Raw genomic sequence first — 19,121 nt, 5'->3', positions numbered from 1 at the left:
TAAAATGGATAAACTACTTTTGATGACATGTTTTGTCCGTACTGTTGAAAGAGGCAGCTTTTCCGCTGCTGGCAGGGATTTAGGTTTAGGGCAACCGAACATCAGTCGTCATGTAGCAAACCTCGAAGAACATCTGCAGACCAGATTACTTCACAGATCGACCCGCAAGCTCTCATTAACGCCTGAAGGAGAACGTTATTATCTGGAAGCAAGGCGAATTCTTGAAGCCGTCGAAGAGTCAGATTCTTCTTTCAGAGAAAATGTCAGTCCAACAGGGCTGTTACGCGTTGCCTGCCCTACAGCACTGGCTCATACATTCTTAGTACCGCACATCCCGGTTTTTTTAGAACGCTACCCTGAGCTGGAACTTGACCTGCAGATTAATGACCGCTATATCAATCTTGTTGATGAAGGGGCTGAACTGGCAATACGCATTGGCCACCTGGAGGACAGTGCTATGCGTGCCCGCAGGCTTGGGATGTTTGTGCGAGTCTGTGTTGCCAGTAACAAATACCTGGCTAAACACGGAACCCCTGATACACCAGAAGATTTAAAAAAACATGATTGTTTGATTTATACCCTGCTGACGACAGGAGCCACCTGGAGATTTCAGGATATCAGTGTTCCTGTTTCTGGCCGGCTCAGGGTCAATTCACCTGAAGCAATACAGAAATTTGTCAATGCAGGGACTGGGATCGCACAGGGTCCGGAATGGTTGTTCAAAGAGGGACTGGAAAATGGCGAATTACAGTTATTGCTGACTGATTACACTGCTTCGCCCGTTCCCATCCAGGCCGTTTATGTTGCCAATCGACTTTTGCCAAAACGGGCGACTGTATTCATGGATTTTGTAGCTGAAATTTTTGAAAAAAATCCCGCCTTCAAGGCTTACAATTCGGTGAAATGAAACTGAGATACCTGAGATAACTTAACCCTCAGTAAAATTCAGTCATTCTCAGGAGGTTTCTCTTAACCTCAAAATCGCCTGGGAAGAGCGCGATGGCACACGGTTTAACTATGCTCAGGCAGTTCCCAGCGTCCGCTCCTGGCACACAGCAGATTACATGCAGTCAGGCGTCCGCTATGAGCGAGGAGCTGACGTTATAAAAGGGTTTTTAGAGAAGGTAGCCCGCTGATTAGCGGACTTAATGCCATTATTTTTTTAACATGTAAATGTATGAACTGGCGGTTTCCCCATCACTCATAGTAACCTTAACAGGCACGCGCTCATATTGACTACCTTCAAATTCATCAAGTACATCCCAGTGATGCTGCAGATTATCTGACGTAAAAAGGAATCCTTGCACGCGATTGCCTGAGTTATCCAGAATAATACCGGGATAGCCCATTTCGGCTGCCCAACCTTCATTGATGAGGGAGCCTGCGACATGCCCTTCGCGCCATGTACCACCTATCTTTTCGAGAATATGAGCGTTAGGACGGCCTGGCCCCAGCGTTCCATAAACAAACAGACTTTCCATGCATCCTCCTGTTGAAAAACAATAATCAGAATATCTCACTATAAATTTTTTTTTCCACAGTTAATGCGAGGCAAATTCATAAATGTCCGCCTCTGGCACAGGGCTGCTGTTGCAGCCCCCACAAATTAAACTTCAATAGACTCAGATATCTCCAGTGCATCATCCACTTCATACCGAGATAACGGACTGTACTTTCGAGTTTTTTTTGACCAAACTGTAGCTGGATCACTCAAAGATTTTTCGTTTTTTTATAGATCAGATATGGCTTGGTTCTTCGCATAGAATGCCTACTGTACAGAGTCCCGTTGAGACCCAGCGTATCAATCCATCCATGAAAAATACGGTTATATTGCCTGGCTGAGATATGCCGTGAAGAACCAATGCGGGACTGGAACAGATAGTCGCTATTACGCAGATGAGCCATTTTGAACCATGCTGCTACAGCCTCTCTTGTTCCCTTAGTCAGTTCAAACTGAACGGGGCTTCCCGTTTTTTTGCTGCAGCACTGTCGCTCGGCCCGAAACAGAGTGCCCACAGGCCACATCAGAAACTTTTAGCTTAATCAGATTACTGTCCCGAAGTGTACTGTCCAGAGCCATGTTAAGCAGAGCTAAATCGCGCACTTTTACTTACAGCTCAAGTCTGATACGGATTTCCCAGATATGAGAGATCTGAAGAAGCCGTTTCTGGCCAATAATACCGTCCTTATTCCAGCGAGGATGTTGTCATGCTCAATCTCCTTTGGGTTAGGAGATGTGATTATGGTTGTTTCATATGAGCGAACAGCGCACATAAGAGTGATATGTCGGGAAGCATTGAAATGAAAATCAAAAAACGGATGCCATTTCCAGTGAGAGAAAACAATTGCCAGACCTGCAATCAGCCAATGAGTAAAATACCAGACACATTGAATGTAGACTGTGGCGGAGATTGTTTAAGTTGCATGGCCTGGCATGGTGATCCAGACGCAATAAAGGTGGTTGAGAGACTTACTGGCGAAAAAGTTGATGTCTGTGGACATCGATAACGTTCATGTGAGATTGAAGGTCGCTATGAGCAAGAAGCGGACGTAAAGGCATATCCGTTCAGGCGATTATGCTGCAAGCTATCTACTCAGCATCATTATTTGAAGGATGACGTTTTTGTCATCATCTGCTTCTGGCCTGACGAATATTATTTGAAAAGGATACTGGCATGATAACAGTAGAGAAATCAGATCCACTTTCTCCAGACTCTCGTCACTTAATCGATAAACTGTCAGCAGAACTCGCCTCTATTACCGGCAATAGTGGCAAAAGCAACTTCACAACAGACTCAATAAATGAGAACAGAGCTTTGTGGGCACTGGCACGGGACAGCAGGGGAAAAGCGATAGGATGCGGAGCTGTTCGACCGTTAACTGAAAATATAGCTGAACTTAAAAGGATGTTTTCGGACCGTAGCTTTCCCGGTATTGGTAACGCCTTGCTTACCTTCCTGGAAGCAACCGCGAAGAGCATGGGATATAACGAACTCTGGCTTGAAACGCGCCATGTTAACCGTAAGGCTGTAAATTTCTATGAGAAAAACGGATACATACGCATAGAGAATTACGGACCATACGTTGGTCGGAAAGAGGCGGTCTGTTTTGCGAAGTCCTTGTAAGGCTGACATAAATTTGTTCAACCTAAGCTCGGCATGCTCCTTGCAGCTTTTAGACCGCGTATCAAAGTCTGCTTCTGGCACAAAGCGGACACAGCACTCATGTCAGTATTCTATGTTATCGTCTCTGGAATCAGTACTGGCCGTAGCTGAATCAAAGGCCTTATGGCCCAGCATGACCCAGACAGTAATCGCACAAACAAACGTTAGTGTAGCCAGTACCTGAAATAGCAATGAATATGCATTGTCATAACTGACCTGGACTACCTCACGCGGCACGCCGGTTAGAAGGGTGATGGCCTGCTGAATATTACCGCCTCCCAGCCAGGATGCTGCAAGGTGAATCTCCTGTGGCGAAAAACCATGCACGGTTTTGTTAAGGTTCAGATCGTTCATCTCAGTGAGAAACGCGGATACTATCGCAAGAGCAATACCCTCTCCTGCAACACGAACGGTGTTGAACAGGCCCGCCGCCATACCTGCCTTTTCAACCGGAACGGAAGAAATGGCCAGTCCATCCATCAGTCCCCACGGTAATCCCGCTCCAGCCCCCGTTATCAGCATCGGGATGAGAAGAAGAGTTGTGCTGTTACCGCGTAACGCGGGACTGAGGAAAAGTAACCCGGCAGAGGCGAGCATCAGCCCTGAGGCTGATAATACTGTCGGCGAAAACCAGCGCGTCAGCAGGGCTGCGAAGTAAGGAACGACCAGCATTGGAGACGTGAGTGCCATAAGATAAATCGCGCTCTGAGACTCGCTAAATCCACTCCCGCCCATAAAATGCAGCGGAATAATGATTAACAGAACAACGTAGCAATAGCAGGTGGCTAACGGCAGCAGCAAGACCCCGACAAAGCGCGGACTTCGGAGCAGGTGAATATCCAGGACAGGATTGCTCACGCGCAGGCATCGCACGATAAACCCGCTGAAGAGCAGTACAGAGCTGAGTAATAAAGCGAGTGTGAGAAGTGACAAAAACCCTTGTGTGGGCAGCAGCATAACCGCCGTGGTAAACACCATCAGCGCCGCCGTAAACAACGCCAGACCTGTTTTATCTGAAGGGGACAGACTGCTCTGCTGTGACAGAGGCAAAAACATCATACCGGCGAGCAGCACGCATCCTGAAAGTACAGCAAACAGAATATAGACCCAGCGCCAGGTGAGCGCATCCGTAACGAGCCCAACCGCCAGGGGGCCGAATGCCAGGCCAGCGCCAAAGACGGTGCCCAGCAGGCCGAACATGCGGGTCCGGGCAGCGCCGGTATAGAGCCTGGCCAGCAGAGCGCTTCCGCTGGCCAGTAACATGGCCGCTGCCAGTCCCTGCACACACCTGAGAATACCTGACATCATCAGGTTATTCGTGAGGACGGTGAAAATACTGCTGAGACAGAACAGCACTGCGCCGGCGATAAAAACCGGTTTTCTCCCGATGGCATCTGCCGCTATGCCTGCTGTCAGCAGAAAACTGCCGAACGTCAGCATAAATCCATTCGTAAGCCATGACAGCTCGCCGGGTGAGCCACCCAGCATGCGCTGTATGGCTGGCGTTGTTACCACGCCGCCGGTAAAACTTAACGGCAGAAGCGTAGCCGCCATAAAAATGGTAAGGGCTGCTGCGGTTCTTTGGGTGCGACAGAACGTGCTGGCTGCAAATGTCATGATGTGACCTTAATTATCCGGACAGCTGATGAATGAAAACTGCTGTGATGTTATTGCGGACAAAAGCGCAGATAAATAGACTGCAGCTACCTTCTGAGCAGACATAAAGTTAATAATTAATGGACAGCCTGACTTCTCTTACCTCCTTTGTACGGACAGCTGAAACGCTGAGTTTTGTGGAGGCTGCAAGACTGCTGGGTATTTCAGCGTCAGCGGTCGGTAAAAACGTTGCCAGACTTGAACATAAACTGGGCGTACGGCTTCTTAATCGCAGCACAAGAAAGGTAAGTTTGACCCCGGAAGGGGCGGCACTACTGGTCAGGTGTAAGCATATTCTTGAGCAGCTTCATGAGGCCGAATCAGAGCTGACGAACAGTGCTGCTGAACCCGTGGGAAAACTTCGGGTTTCCCTGCCCGTAGTAGGCTACAGGCTTCTGCTTCCCGCTCTTTCCGCATTTAACCGACGTTACCCGCAGGTCGAAATGGACCTGGATTTCAGCGACCGTCTGGTGAATATCATTGATGAAGGGTTCGATGTGGCAATACGCAGCGGCGAGCTGGCTGACTCCAGACTGACCGCCAGAAGGCTGGGTGAATTCAGCTTCACTCTCTGCGCCAGTCCAGGCTATCTGGAGGAAAAAGGCGTGCCGGCGTCACCTTCGGAGCTGGCGGCGCACAGGTGCATTCTTTTTCGATTACCCTCAACAGGTATGCTGCAGCCCTGGGAACTGAACGGTCTCCGCCCCGGGGTTGCGCTAAGCGCTTCGTCGGTTCTGACGGTGAATAATATTGAAGCTGCCATTGGCCTGAGCCTGGCGGGTACGGGCATTAGCTATATGCCCGACTTTATAGTCCGCGAAGCGCTGGCAGGAGGACAGCTCAAAGAAGTGATGAAAGGGTACTGTACAAAGCAGGGGCATTTCTCCGCCGTGTGGCCATCAGGCCGCTACCTCTCACCCCGAGTCCGCTGCTTTATCGACTTTATTGCTGAGTCGGGTTTATCTGTATAGGCCGCTAACGTGATGCAGACTATCGGGTTAATAGTCACTTCAGGTGCGAAAATGAGTTTTTATATGTCTGATTTGGCATAAAACGGACTGACGGCAGGCGAATGTCCGCTATGAGCGAGAAGCGGACGTTTGATACATCACGATTACCTGTTTTGCTTGGCTGAACATTACGATTTTGCGAAATGTCTGGACTGGCAATTTCAAAGAGTGCCAATTAATATCCAGAATCTATGGATGTGAACATTTTTGGCTTTATGCCAGCACTACTCCCTGTTGCACTGTCCCCGGGAGCAAGTTTCACCCTCGTTATGAACAGTGCTCTGGCAGAAGGCCATAAAGGCCTGTTCAGGACTCTCGCTGGAACAGCTCTGGGTATATATACCCATGCTTTTTTTATAGGGTTCGGTATCACGGCTGTGCTCATCTCGTCGCCAGCAGCGTTTACTGTGCTTAAAGTTGCCGGAACTGCCTGGCTGCTTTGGTTAGGTGCTGTACTCATCCGTAGTGGGATAATGGTAAGTTCAGGCGGGTCTACTGATGCAAAGCATTACGTGACTTTAAAAGAAGCCTGGCTGGCTAATCTTCTGAACCCTAAAGCCATACTTTTTTATCTGACAGTGGTTTCACAATTCGCAGGTGTTAAAGGCGGCATTTGCAACTACCTGATGCTGGCATCCGTTCATATAGCAGTTATGAGCGTCTGGCTTTACGCGCTCGCTCAAACGCTGGTATTCTCATCGAAAAAAATTAATCCATCGACGCTCAAAAAATACGTCAATATTTCCGGCGGTGTGTTGCTCATTGTTTTTTCTCTGCATAATCTCATCCATTAATTCTTCGGCTATAAATTTAATGATCGCTACTGCATTGTTGGCAACTGAGTCCGGCACTGTCTGCTTTGAGCGGTAATCGTATACCTTCAGTTTGCCTGCGGCAGAACACCTTTGCTCAAGTCAAAAATGAACTGGCATGTACAATAGTCATGCTGTGTGTACGGTTACAGCAGACAGGCCTTATTGAGCGAGCCTTGCTCAGGAAATCTTTTTTTCGTCAAAATTATGGTATTTCAGGTTCTCCTCAGAAGCTGAGGGATATGGCGATTAAGCCAGTTCAGCAGTATTTCAACATTCTGCTTTACGGGAGAATTTTCCGGCCACACCAGATAATATCCGTCACCGGTTGCCACCGCCTCCGTGACAGGAAGTGCTAGCAGACCACTTTTTAATGCCTCGCTGCTCAAAAGCAGGTCACCAACAGAGACGCCATGTCCGCTCAGGGCGGCAAGGTTTCCCTGCTCCAGCGTATCAAATACTTTTTCGCTACTGATGCTGAGCCCCTTGAAACGCCCGGTTCTCTACAGCCACCTCCGCCTGTCACGACGGTCCGGGGAGGGATGGATAAGGTCACAGTCAGGAAGAAACTTCCTTGCGCTGACGAGCATCGCAGGAGAACAGACCGGTATCAGCCACTCGCTGAAAAGCAGCCTGCTCTCTGTACTCTCCCCAAAATTACCGTTGCCGGGCAGAATTGCACAGTCGTAAGGTTCGCGGCTGAAGTCCACCTCGTCCATATCCATCCAGACGCTGGTTATCTCGATTCCGGGAGTGGTGTGGTTTTCACGGAAATTGTTGAGCACGTCCAGAAGCCATCTCATGCTAAGCGTAGAGGGAGCTTTGAGACGCAAAAACTGACTGTGACTTCTGGAGGCATTACAGGCCCGCTCTATGCCCATGAACCCCTCGGTAGGCTGACCGGCCAGGGTACGACCCGCCTCGCTCACTCTTACGCGCGGCCCGTTTCGCCTGAAAAGTTCACAGTCAAACCACGCCTCAAGTGTTCGGATGTACCGGCTAAGGGTCGATTAAATTACAATAATCGTTATATAATCCTCAATACAACGATAAGTGGCTGTGCCTGCCCCGTCGACAGTGTTCTGGAAACTTCATGTTTATTAAACGTCCGACCCTGGTGAAAACAACGTTCACCAGCGCAATGTTATTGTCTGCTTTTCCTGTGTATGCCGTGAACGAACAACCAGCCATGACCGTTAACGCTCTGTCATCCGACGCACCTGCCGAAACCGATAAGAAAGCAACCCTGGGAAACCTGGGTGCCCAGGAAGTTCGTAACACCCCGTGGTCAGTTCAGACCATTCCCCCCCAGCTTATGAAACGGCAGCAATTTAAAAGTGTGAGCGATCTCTACCGCTACCTGCCTTCCGTTCAGGGAGAGGGGGCTCGTCCTCAGACACGTGGTATGCAGGGAAGCGTTGTTCAGAACAGTATGATTGATGGGCTCAATGTCGTGTCGACCACGGACTATGCAGCCGAACAGTTTGACCATATTGAAGTGCTCAATGGCCTTGCTGGCGCGTTATATGGCCCGGCCAATCCGGCGGGCTTATTCAATTTTGTCAGCAAGCGCGCCAGTGACACACCTCAGAGAAGCTTCACCCTGGGGGCCGGTACAGGCCCGACTCATCAGGTCGCGGGTGATTTCAGTGGTCCGGTGGATGCAAATGACCGGCTACGTTACCGGCTGAATATGCTGGATGATGAGGGCAATGGCTATGTCAGCGGCAGTAAGAAGCGGCGTCAGCTTTTCAGTCTGGGACTGGATGCGACCCTGAGCGACCAGACTGTGCTTGAAACTAATTTCAGCTATTACCATTTTTATGAAAAGGGTCTGCCGGGGAAATTTGCGCTGGGTAAAGGCTTAACATTTCCCGCATCGCCAGACCCGAAAACAGCACGCCTGGGGCAATCCTACGCGGGAAATGATAACCACACGCTGACTGCCGGTGTCCATCTGAAGCATGATTTTGATGGCAACTGGCTCGGTGAAGTCGGCGTGCTGCGTCAGATCGCCGATCGCGAATCGACTGCTGTGACTAATACGTTTACCAGTAACCGTGGCGATTACACGACCACGACGTCATCAGCGACAGCCAGCCGCTTCACGATTAACAGTTACATGGCTGACTTAAATGGTGAGGTTGATACTGGTCGTATTCATCATCAGATAGCCACCGGCGTGCGGGGCTTTGTCTGGAAAAATTACAACCCGCGAAATGGTGGCACTTTAACATTGGGCAGCGCTTCGCTGGACAATCCACAGGCGTTCAATGAGCCTGATTATCCTGATTTCACCCATCGCTACCATTCTGCAACAGCCACCCAGCACGCTTTTCTGCTGAGCGATACCCTTCAGTTTTCTCCACAATGGAGCGTACTGTTAGCGGGCAGCGAAAGCCTGCTCAGCTCATCCAGCTATGCCAGAACGGGCCGCCGAAGCAGTAACGCCTCAGACAGTGGCTTTAGCAGCTCTGCCAGCGTGATCTACAAACCAGTCGATCCGCTGACGCTTTACGTGACCTACGCCGACAGCCTGCAGCAGGGCGACACCGCACCCGCTACCGCCAGTAACGCCGGAACAATTCTGGCTCCATACCGGAGTCGCCAGATCGAGACGGGCAGCAAACTGGCTATTGATAAGCTGCTGCTTACTGCCGCGCTGTTTGAGATTAAACGTCCATTTGCTTATACCAACGCCAGCGGAGATTACGGGGTGGATGGTGAGCAGCGTAACCGCGGCCTTGAACTGTTAGCCGATGGGGATGTTACCGATCGTCTGCACCTGTTTGGCGGCATGACCTGGCTGGATCCCCGCCTGGTGAAAACGGCCAGCAGTCAGACTGCTGACAAACAGATCGTGGGTCTGCCACGTTACACGGCCAGCCTGTTCGCGGCCTATGACTTACCGATGTTCAGCGGCACGGATATTCACGGTGGCATTCACTATGTGGGACAGCGCACTACTGATAATCAAAATCAGGGCTGGGTAAGCAGTTACACCACACTGGATATGGGGGCGGCATATCAGACCCGTCTGTTTGAGACCGCTACAACCTTTCGTCTTGATGTTACAAACCTCACGAATCGGCACTACTGGACCAATATAGTGCCGGGCGGTCTGAACGGCTACAGCGGTGCCGGTTATGCCAGCGCCTCTCTGGGGGAACCGCGCATGGTGCAGGTTTCCATGCAACTTAGTTTCTGATGGGGTAGTCAAAAATGAAAAGCCTGCAATGGGTAATACCGCTGCTGATAGTCAGTGCCCTGGCGTCGGCTCAGACAGTGACTGACGACAGTGGAAACCGTGTAGAGATAAATAAACCTGCCCGGAACATTGCCGATGCCTGGTTTGCCCATCACTCTCTGCTCATGACGCTGGGTGCCGGCGATCGCATCGTGGCAACTGTAAACCATCCTGCAGATCGACCATGGATGTTTAAAGTGCAGCCATCGTTAAACCGGGCGCTGCAGGCGCATGGCAGGACCTTTAACAGTGAAGCGCTGGTAGCGCGAAAGATTGATGCCGTTTTCGTTCCCGCCAGCGACCCTGATGCAGGCTCCTATCGTCAGGCTGGTCTTCCCGTGCTGGCAATGAATTTTGATGATTTTGACACAATGAAACGCTCGCTCATCACCACGGCTCAGGTGGTCGGCACGCCAGCCGCGGCAGCCCGCGCGCAGGCATACAATCACTATCTGGATAATCAAATTGCAGATATTCAGGCTAAAACGGCGTCACTCACGGACATACAGCGTCCGCGAGTACTGCATATCCAGTCGTTGCATCCGCTGAAAGTGGATGGCCGCAATACCCTGATTAACACCTGGATCAGGCTTGCCGGCGGCCGGAATGTAGCGGCATCTGTTAATGGCAACATGCGGCCTGTTTCTCCGGAGGAAGTCATTCGCTGGAACCCGGATGTGATAATCATCGGAGCCGAAGCGGGAACACTGGCAGACTCAGAATTCGGGACGCTGTTTGCCAGCGTAAAAGCCGTGAAGCAGCGCCAGGTCTGGCAGAATCCATCAGGTGTATTTCCATGGGATCGTTATGGTACTGAGGTCGCACTGCAGATCCAGTGGGCGGCAAAAAAGCTGCATCCGGCGCTATTCTCAAAGCGGGATCTGCGCAAAGCCACACAGGAATTTTACCGGACATTTTACGATTATCCGCTCAGCGCAAATGATGCGCAGCGTATTCTGCAGGCTTTGCCTCCTGAATAAGGCAGACAGTTATCAAAGCCAGTGCCAGTAAATTTTTCATCTTAGTAATTGATAAATGACAACTTTTTTTCTCATGCCACATCGAAACCTGTCAGGAGGATAAGCATTACTCCTGACAAATATCAGCCCTGTGTACAGGACTTGCTGCTTTATGCGAGAAGCGAACAATCAGAATTGATACTATTTTATTGCAGGCGCTGTGATGAGAACTTTGAATAGTGTATAAAAACAGCGTGTTATTTCACATGAGGGAAGAGAATGATCACTTGTCACGTCAGATATGTTATTGATCCATATCAATTAAGCGATTTCGAGAATTATGCTTTAAACTGGATGGAAATTGTGGAATCTATGGGTGGCATCCATCATGGGTATTTCCTTCCATCGGAAGGTGCAAATAACATAGCCTACTGTTTGTTTAGCTTTGATAGTCTGGCGCAGTATGAAGAATACAGAGTAGCCATTTTAAGTAAGGCTGAATGTGTCAAACTTTTCGATGAAGCTAACCAAAAAAAGTTCATCCTTAGCTACGAACGCAGTTTCATGAAGCCGTTGCTATCTGATAAACAGCATTAACCTGTTATAAGATGCTGTGAAATAAATAGACGAGTTAAGCCAGGTGAAACTGCTCTACTCAAATAATATCCGTTTCTGGCACTATGCGGACATGCGTATGGCGTAAGGTCATCGATGAGAGATGAGCAGATATCAAAATGATAGCGGCAAGCAAATTCAGCCAAATTAAACGTAACGTAACAGCCCAGCCAGGAATTCCTGGCATGGTCAGCAGGCAGGAGTAAACAAAAGGTTTTAAAGGTAAAAAAAACCGCCGTTAAGGCGGTTCAAAGAGGATTTCGTGACTTTTTCTTTTATGGTAATCGAGCGGAGCCGCCGCCGATTGGCCTTAATGATAAAAGGCTTCAACAGGACAACAAGCGTAAGCGGGGATTTTATTTTTTCGGCAGACAGTGTTGGATTTTGAGGCACCAAAGCAAAACCATCTCAGCGTCCGGGTACACCGAAGCGATATTTGACCTATCCTGTATATCAGCTCTGCCAGACAGGAAGAGCGCCCACCGCTGACGGCTATGCATGTTCAAAAAAGAAGTAGAATGTCTGCCCGATAAAATAATGGGTGAAGCCGTTATCATGTTGCTTAATGAGGGAGGACCCATAACCTGCGCTCAGCTGCATCTTAAGCTCCGCTCCTTCATGCCCCTCACAGAGGAAATAGTGCGCGAGGCTGCAATACAGGTCGCTGTCCGAAGTGTCCGGACAGCCATTCTTAAGTGCGAAGGCACAATACGATCGCAAGCGTCAGATATGCTCTGAACTAAGTACAATATATCTCAACTGCCGGGCATTCTGATTTAACCGCATGGCCATGTTCCAATGTTGAAAAGCCCTCCGGATGCAGGCTTTTTTCATCAAACATCAGGAAGCAACTGCGTCTGAACGCCTTTTTTTCTTACCAGATCTCCTTTGAGGCCCGCTTCACTGGCTCGCTCAGGGCTATTGTGAAATTCCCTCCGATTAACTGACCACCTTTCCGTCCGGCCTCTGCCGCGCGCTCCGGATTCTCAGCAAAATTACCGGCTCCAACACGTTTTGCTGCCATAAAATCTTCACTTTGGGTTAAGTATTATCATCTTTAAGTATAGGAGCCGCCGTTCTTCTGGCCGTTTTACAGCAATCTTTATGAAGGTATGGAAAGACTGAAAAAAACGTTATTTTCATTAATGTTACAGTGAGGTGCTTTTTGCCTCACGCGAATTTACCCTCCGGATTCAAACCGTGTGGTTTCGAGATTTTTAAATCTTTAAGCGTTTTTTGGATTTCGCATAAAAAAAGATCTGCTTATTGCGCATAAAATTTAATAGCAGACAGCTCAAAAAATCATACATCTTCACCAGCGCCATTCAGCCTTAGACAGCAGACCTCATGCATCCTTCGACTTAATAACATCACACGATGCCATCAATATTTGCTCCTGGCACAATAGAGACTTAATGAGACTCACACGCACAATAGTTGATCTCGCAGAATGCTCATCACCCCTATGGTGGTGGAATAAAAGGTGCGCCCAGGCTGGTGAAACATCGGGCAGACTGGTCCCACTCTGTTACACTTAGGGCAGGTATGATTTCATAGTTTCAGCCAGGTCAGAGCTGCTACTGAAATCAGACAAAGGTTATAGCCGCTCAAGAGCAATACTGCTTGTCCGCCGCGACGGACTTTACCGCCAGGCAACAGGAAGTTTGATATGTTCAGAAGTGAAGAAGAAAAGATCAATATCGTTATTGGCGAAGCAATATTAACACTGCTTGAGGACGAAGATGTCTTCAGCGCTTTCACCCTCTCCCGACAGCTTAAACAGATGCTTGAGGTGGAGACAGAGGCTGCCCGTCGCGAAATCATCAGACAGGCAATCAGGCAGACCAGCAGGCTTCTCGCCACAGCCCTCTGTTTCGGTAGTTGCAGTACTGAAATAAAACGAGTTCACGCGAGTTTTCTTGCCAGCAGAGTATCGGGCACGGGTGTTTATCCGGTATTTTTATCGCACCGATTACGTTCTGCCTTACTAAGTCAGTGTACCCGGTGACTCAGCATCCGACTCGCCCTTGTGCTGTTTTCCCGCACACGTCAGTCCGTAGTGCTTTTGCTAAGCAGTTCCAGTGCATTTATCAGTTCATCTTTCCCTACCGTGGCTTTCTGGCTGAGCATCCTGCGGGCCATGCTACCAATGAGATCCAGTGTTTTTTCATTGCAATTCTCGCCCGAATCCATAAATCCTCCATTAAATGAACCAGCTGTAAATATAGCATTGTGTCAGACGGGGGAAGGTAACAGTGTCCGTAACGGTGAGCTTATAACTTCATAAGCCCCGAGAATCAAAGAGAGCGGATTTCAGGCAGCGAGTCAAGCCTGTGACCTGCTCCCCGCAAACGAACATACCATGATACAAGCCTCGTTCGCTTTTGGCACAAAGCGGACGCTATCCGGCCCAATGTCCGCTATGAGCGATAAGCGGACCATGAGATTTTCGCTTATAAGTTGAATAAAATCTTAAGAGAAATAAAAGTATGTACTTCATATAAAAGCCTTTAACTCCTCAGCATTTATGTTCGCCAGCATTGATGCTTTCAAGTTTGGGGATGATGCGAGATACCTGGATATCAGGTTGAAACCTGCCGTATAACCCAGCCACCTTGGTAAATCTCCAGTTCCGAAAAACCAGAAATTATGGTCATAATCAGTACGATGCCAGTTTTCAAGCATGAGTGGATAGTAGGGCTTAACAGTATCAGTCATGAGGCTTTCCCAGGGCTCAGATTTACCACCAAAAAGCTCAAGAGAAAAATGCCCGGCAAGTCCTTCAGAGACTAGTACTTCGCCCAGCGTTGAGCCGTATCCCGGTCCTGCCCACCTCGCAGCATGGTGAAGTTCATGAGCAAACATACGTTCAAGGGAGTTCTCAACGTTTTTGCAGAATGCAGGATTTTCCGGATCGACTGTTATATAAATAACTCCAGCTTCAGGACAAAAACCGACATGCCCTTTCTCAGGGATAACAAACTTCCCGGACTTAACTATGACGTCTACTGAAGGAGTCGGCATCAACCTTGTGACCTGGACGTAGGTATCGGTCAGGTTAGTTCTCAGCCATTTACTGTGAACAGTGAGTTTTTCCTGAGCATTCAGAATATGGATGGTTATTTGAGACATGTCAGTCTTACCCAGAAACATTAGTAATATGCGGATACTAACAGACATAGAGGGCATGTCATGTTGCTGCTCAGCAAGTGGCCGACCAATGATCACTAATGTCCGCTTCTGGCACAAAGCGGACGCTATCAGGCCCAATGTCCGCTATGAGCGAGAAGCGGACTTTATGGGTGGGTATACCCCGATAAGGAACAAGTGTTTGCCCGGCAGAGCCGGGCAAAGGAAGGAATTTCCTTTAAGACATTCTTTTGTCCGTGTTAACGGGTCACGGTCACATCCATTGGCGCAGCAGGCAGTTTAGGTTGCGAACGCTGCCAGGCAGAACCATAGCGGGTGTACTGAGCAGGTACTGGAATGGCAACCTGGAGGTCATCTCCAGCGGTGCGTGCCCAGAATGGATCTTTAAGCATTTCACGTCCAATCAGCACCATATCCGCGCGACCATTCTGCAGAATTTCTTCAGCCTGACGGCCCGTCTGAATCAGACCCACTGCACCAGTTTTGATACCCAGCGAGTTGCGCAGCAGCTGAGCCGCCGGCACCTGATAATTTGGAAACACATTAACCACAGCTGGTGCAATGCCACCGGAAGAACAGTCAATGAGATCGACTCCCTGCTCCTTCATCCAGCGACCATATGTCAGAAAATCTTCCGGCGTATTACCACCTTCGGCGTAGTCCGTTGACGAAATGCGCACAAACAGCGGACCGTCCCACACTTCGCGCACAGCCGCAATAACCTCGCGCACAATGCGATAGCGGTTTTCATGGCTGCCGCCATACTGATCTTCACGCACATTAGCCAGTGGAGACAGAAACTCGTTCAGCAGATAACCGTGCGCAGTGTGAACTTCGATGACATCAAAACCTGCCTCGCGCGCACGAACTGCGGCAGCGCGGAATGCACTGATAATATCCCTGATACCGTCCAGGCTCAGCGCCTGTGGTACGGTTTCTTCGGCTGAGTAAGCCATGGCCGAGGGTGCCACGGACGTCATGTCAGGAAAGCCCTGCTTACGCCCGGCATGACCAATCTGAACGCCAGCTTTAGCACCCATAGCGTGAATAACGTCAACCAGGCGGCGGAGGCCTGGAACATGACTGCTGCTCCAGATACCCAGGTCACCCGGGCCCAGCTGGCCGTTTGGCAGGATGGCGCAGGTTTCAGGGAAAATCAGTGCCGCTCCGCCCAGCGCACGCGCGCCATAATGCACCAGGTGAAAATCTGTCACATTGCCGTTTTCATCGGCAGAGTGCATGCACATGGGTGACATGGCAATACGATTGCGGAATTTAACACCGTTGATTGTTATTGGTTCAAAAAGTAAAGCCGACATTTCTTCTCCAGAAAGTGTTCCATATTTGACCCACTCAAATTACCATACAAACAAATTTCGTTTATACGCTAAAAAAATTCACATACTTACCAAAAGGTAACTATGGAGAGAATATGAAAAAATTACGTAACTATGACGGCGCCCCGGGTTGTTCAATGGAAGCGGCGCTTCATATCCTCGGAGGGAAGTGGAAAGGAGTCATCCTTTATCATCTGTTTAAGGACGGTACGCTGCGCTTCAGCGAACTCCAGCGCTTTATGACCAGTATTAATCAGCGATTGCTGACAAAACAGCTCCGGGAACTGGAAGAAGATGGTCTGATCGTTCGGCAGGTTTACCCTGTCGTACCGCCAAAAGTTGAATACTCACTGAGTGAAGAAGGTCGCGAATTAAACAAACTAGTTCTCGATTTAAGCCTCTGGGGGAGGAAATGGCTGGAAAAACGTGGGCTCAACACTGCAGTTGAAGAAGATATGGATGAATTGATAGCGGTCCTAAGTGACAGAAAAAGTTAAAAGTGATTTCACATGGGGTATGAGGTTCTTTGATCAGGGCATGTCACATCGCAATATGCACGAAGGATACTAATACAGCTTGCTGAATCAATGCGCCACCGACGCTGTTCGCCGAGCAATGACCAGAGCCAATCTTCAAATATCTGCTCTTTGCATTTTGAAATTCACGTTTACCAATGTCCGCTTCTGGCACAAAGCGGACGTTGTTGTTCAGTGTCCGCTATGAACGAGAAGCGGATATCCGCATTTCTTGATCCGCATCTTTGAAACTGACCTGGCGTTTCTTCTGAGGCGCCATAATCTCCTTGCGGTGCCATCTCAAATAATAGGCAATAAATCTACTATAAAGTACTAATTTCTTATCCCACTGGTAAGACTCAGAGGAGTTAACATGGCTTCAGCACTAACATTCCTGATGCTAATTGCCGGAGGAATTGCGCTGGTTATTCAGAACACGTTGATGACCAGGATAACTTACTCGGCTTCAACTGTACTGATAGCTCTGGTGCTGAATTCTGCCGTAGGGCTTGTTTTACTTATCAGCTTACTGGCGGGAAAGACGGGGACATCAGGGTTTTATGGACTATTGCAGTCCTTCAAAAGCTGGATGTTTCTGCCGGGCATTTTAGGTTCTTTTTTTGTTTTCACGGTAATAACGGGTTATCAAAATATCGGTGCTTCGCGGACAATTGCGGTACTGGTCGCCAGTCAGCTTGTCGCAGGTCTCGGATATGACATCTACCACAGCGGTACAGAAGGATTGCTTAAAAAATACGCCAGCTATAATCGGCGCGATGTTACTGGTTACAGGCGCTTTTCTCGTTGCATCACAAATGTTTTAGTCTTAAACGCTGTCACCGGCACGTCCGTGTGACTGTGATTACTTTTAATGTGACGTTCTGGGAATATCCACTATCAGGGATGTGCCCGGGTATCAAGGCGTAGCTGCAAAAATGTCAGATCCAGCCAGTGTCCAAACTTGTTGCCCACCTCTGACAATCTGCCAGCCTCTGTAAAACCGAGCTTTTTGTGAAGCGATATGGATGCAACGTTTTCAGATTCAATGCCAGCTACCATGACATGCTTACCCTGATCAGTAGCCAGTCTGATCAATTTCTCCATCAGAGCTTTACCTGCTCCCTGTCCCCGGGCACTTTTGTGCACATATACAGAATGCTCAACAGTGTGGCAATAACCATCCCATGGACGCCAGTCACCATATGATGCATAACCCAGTACGGAATCGTTCCCGTCAACAAAGACAATGACGGGAAAACCTGCCTCACGACGGTCTCTCATCCATTTTATTCGGTTGAGAAAATCGACCTTACTTTCATTCCAGATCGCCGTGGTATTAAGCACAGCGTCATTATAAATCTCGGCGATGGTTTCAGCATCGCGTTCTGTTGCAGCACGAATTGGCATAGTAGACACCCCACCTCTAATTTACTAAAGTAGACTAACCGTACACTATATTATTTATCCATTATGTTAGATGAATTGTCTAGTAAAGAAGATGACCTGAACGCGCGTATCGGCCTGAAGGTAAAGGCTGAAAGAGAAAGACGTGGCTGGTCACTGACCGATCTGGCAGAAAACTCAGGCGTATCACGGGCGATGATTCATAAAATTGAGCGTGGTGAAAGCAGCCCGACAGCAACCCTGCTTGCAAGACTTTCTGGCGCTTTCGATATGTCTATGTCCCAGCTGCTTGCGGAAATGGAAGTTCGTACCGGTGTGCTTGTCAGATATGAAAATCAGGCTGTATGGCAGGATCCTGAAACAGGCTACATTCGTCGCCATGCTTCACCGGGGCAGATACCTGTAGATCTGGTTAGCATCGAGCTTCCGGCAAATACTGCCGTGCCTATGCCCGCTATTTCCTATCTTTCACGACGTCAGCTCATCTGGGTCATTGAAGGTAAGCTGACATTTATTGAGGGGAGCACAACATTTGAGATGTCACCGGGTGATTGTCTGGAGTTGGGCGATCCTGCTGACTGTATTTTCAAAAATGATACGGGTGATCTTTGCCGCTATGCCGTGATAGTCCTCAAGCCATCCTGATTGCATGCATTGGAACTGATTTGATTCAGAGTTAACTGGATGATTATCAGGCGGTGGTTCTTCTACCTGATTAAGCATTTTTTATCAGCTTAATTTTGTAACCGTCTGGGTGGTGGTCATGTCTTTCCCTGGCACATAACCGTCAAGGCAACGTCCGCTTCTGGCACAATGCGGACATTCTGAGATCCAGAAAGTCAACAAGGGCGAAATCAGGTCTTAGTACCGGATTTCACCCTGACTGACAGATGTTCATCAGATTATTTTCTCAACAGCAACACTACTTCGAGGCTTGTTCCGTTTATTCCAGGAGAACCGTCGTGACCTCCGTTGCTGTCTTACTGTAAACCCTGAGTGCCTAATCCGCCGGGTCCCGCTTTGCCGCCATTTCCCCCGTTATTAGAACTATCACCATTACCGCCGTTTCATCAATTCTCGCCTTTGCCTCCAGCAGAGCCACTTCTGCCGACATCACCATTACCGCCATCGGCTATTTGATGAACCAGGTGGGAAGTCTGCAATACATTTTTTCTTCCTTATTTGCCCACGCATTTTCCATAGAGTTGAGAACCATCACGCTAAAAATGCTCAAGGTGAAAACTTATTTACT

15 protein-coding genes and 4 pseudogenes are annotated in these 19,121 nt (G+C 48.9%); 11 read left to right on the top strand and 8 right to left on the bottom strand.

Annotated features, from left to right (window positions below; all coding sequences use genetic code 11):
• Positions 1-4: 4 nt before the first annotated feature.
• A complete protein-coding gene (locus BY447_RS20465; RefSeq protein WP_095708108.1) occupies positions 5-907 on the top strand; it encodes a LysR family transcriptional regulator in 903 nt (300 codons plus the stop codon).
• A gap of 247 nt (positions 908-1,154) precedes the next feature.
• Here BY447_RS20465 and BY447_RS20460 read toward each other — a convergent pair whose 3' ends face one another.
• Together BY447_RS20460 and BY447_RS23540 are read right to left on the bottom strand one after the other, a co-directional pair.
• A complete protein-coding gene (locus tag BY447_RS20460; RefSeq protein WP_041456454.1) occupies positions 1,155-1,481 on the bottom strand; it encodes a gamma-glutamylcyclotransferase family protein in 327 nt (108 codons plus the stop codon).
• Between the two features lie 125 nt (positions 1,482-1,606).
• A pseudogene (locus BY447_RS23540) lies at positions 1,607-2,179 on the bottom strand (tyrosine-type recombinase/integrase).
• Between the two features lie 496 nt (positions 2,180-2,675).
• Here BY447_RS23540 and BY447_RS20450 point away from each other — a divergent pair.
• Positions 2,676-3,125: a GNAT family N-acetyltransferase gene (locus BY447_RS20450; protein ID WP_095707998.1), complete on the top strand. Its 450-nt coding sequence runs from the start codon at positions 2,676-2,678 to the stop codon at positions 3,123-3,125.
• A 102-nt stretch (positions 3,126-3,227) separates the two neighbouring features.
• On the opposite strand, the gene BY447_RS20445 is transcribed toward BY447_RS20450, so the two are convergent.
• On the bottom strand, positions 3,228-4,781 hold the full coding sequence (locus BY447_RS20445) for an MFS transporter (RefSeq protein ID WP_323859517.1): 1,554 nt from the start codon (positions 4,779-4,781) through the stop codon (positions 3,228-3,230).
• A 119-nt stretch (positions 4,782-4,900) separates the two neighbouring features.
• Between BY447_RS20445 and BY447_RS20440 the strand changes: the two genes are divergently transcribed.
• Positions 4,901-5,791 (top strand): LysR family transcriptional regulator, encoded by an 891-nt coding sequence (locus BY447_RS20440; protein ID WP_110332044.1) that lies wholly within the window; start codon positions 4,901-4,903, stop codon positions 5,789-5,791.
• Positions 5,792-6,021: 230 nt separating this feature from the next.
• Positions 6,022-6,624, top strand: coding sequence for a LysE family translocator (locus BY447_RS20435; protein ID WP_110332043.1), 603 nt, complete (start codon positions 6,022-6,024; stop codon positions 6,622-6,624).
• Positions 6,625-6,857: 233 nt separating this feature from the next.
• Here BY447_RS20435 and BY447_RS20430 read toward each other — a convergent pair.
• Positions 6,858-7,646: pseudogene (locus tag BY447_RS20430) on the bottom strand (LysR substrate-binding domain-containing protein); the annotation flags it as partial.
• Positions 7,647-7,831: 185 nt separating this feature from the next.
• Between BY447_RS20430 and BY447_RS20425 the strand changes: the two are divergent.
• From BY447_RS20425 to BY447_RS20415, 3 genes are all read left to right on the top strand, one after another.
• Complete coding sequence (locus tag BY447_RS20425) at positions 7,832-9,850, top strand: TonB-dependent siderophore receptor (RefSeq protein WP_323859535.1); 2,019 nt, start codon at positions 7,832-7,834, stop codon at positions 9,848-9,850.
• 14 nt (positions 9,851-9,864) lie between these two features.
• Entirely contained in the window at positions 9,865-10,869 is a 1,005-nt protein-coding gene (locus BY447_RS20420) for an ABC transporter substrate-binding protein (RefSeq protein ID WP_110332042.1), read from the top strand.
• Positions 10,870-11,127: 258 nt separating this feature from the next.
• Entirely contained in the window at positions 11,128-11,445 is a 318-nt protein-coding gene (locus tag BY447_RS20415) for an NIPSNAP family protein (RefSeq protein WP_033784928.1), read from the top strand.
• A gap of 851 nt (positions 11,446-12,296) precedes the next feature.
• Here BY447_RS20415 and BY447_RS20405 read toward each other — a convergent pair.
• Positions 12,297-12,487, bottom strand: a pseudogene (locus BY447_RS20405) (general stress protein).
• A 645-nt stretch (positions 12,488-13,132) separates the two neighbouring features.
• Between BY447_RS20405 and BY447_RS23285 the strand changes: the two are divergent.
• Positions 13,133-13,471: a hypothetical protein gene (locus BY447_RS23285; protein ID WP_049788851.1), complete on the top strand. Its 339-nt coding sequence runs from the start codon at positions 13,133-13,135 to the stop codon at positions 13,469-13,471.
• A 488-nt stretch (positions 13,472-13,959) separates the two neighbouring features.
• On the opposite strand, the gene BY447_RS20395 is transcribed toward BY447_RS23285, so the two are convergent.
• Both BY447_RS20395 and namA read right to left on the bottom strand, forming a co-directional pair.
• A complete protein-coding gene (locus tag BY447_RS20395; RefSeq protein WP_199226959.1) occupies positions 13,960-14,595 on the bottom strand; it encodes a DUF2268 domain-containing protein in 636 nt (211 codons plus the stop codon).
• A 257-nt stretch (positions 14,596-14,852) separates the two neighbouring features.
• Entirely contained in the window at positions 14,853-15,932 is a 1,080-nt protein-coding gene (namA, locus tag BY447_RS20390) for an NADPH dehydrogenase NamA (RefSeq protein ID WP_110332039.1), read from the bottom strand.
• Between the two features lie 113 nt (positions 15,933-16,045).
• On the opposite strand from namA, the gene BY447_RS20385 reads away from it, so the two are divergent.
• A complete protein-coding gene (locus tag BY447_RS20385; protein WP_013360183.1) occupies positions 16,046-16,447 on the top strand; it encodes a winged helix-turn-helix transcriptional regulator in 402 nt (133 codons plus the stop codon).
• Between the two features lie 391 nt (positions 16,448-16,838).
• Positions 16,839-17,289, top strand: a pseudogene (locus BY447_RS20380) (DMT family transporter).
• A 73-nt stretch (positions 17,290-17,362) separates the two neighbouring features.
• Here BY447_RS20380 and BY447_RS20375 read toward each other — a convergent pair.
• Positions 17,363-17,872, bottom strand: a complete 510-nt coding sequence (locus BY447_RS20375) for a GNAT family N-acetyltransferase (protein ID WP_061062112.1) — start codon at positions 17,870-17,872, stop codon at positions 17,363-17,365.
• A gap of 63 nt (positions 17,873-17,935) precedes the next feature.
• Between BY447_RS20375 and BY447_RS20370 the strand changes: the two genes are divergently transcribed.
• Complete coding sequence (locus BY447_RS20370; protein WP_013196047.1) at positions 17,936-18,514, top strand: XRE family transcriptional regulator; 579 nt, start codon at positions 17,936-17,938, stop codon at positions 18,512-18,514.
• Positions 18,515-19,121 lie beyond the last annotated feature (607 nt).

This window comes from Pantoea sp. JKS000250 (genome assembly GCF_003201065.1).
In the GTDB taxonomy this organism is placed as follows: domain Bacteria; phylum Pseudomonadota; class Gammaproteobacteria; order Enterobacterales; family Enterobacteriaceae; genus Pantoea; species Pantoea vagans.
The sequence above is the reverse complement of the archived record's forward strand: the minus strand, read 5'-3'. Positions and strand labels throughout refer to the sequence as shown.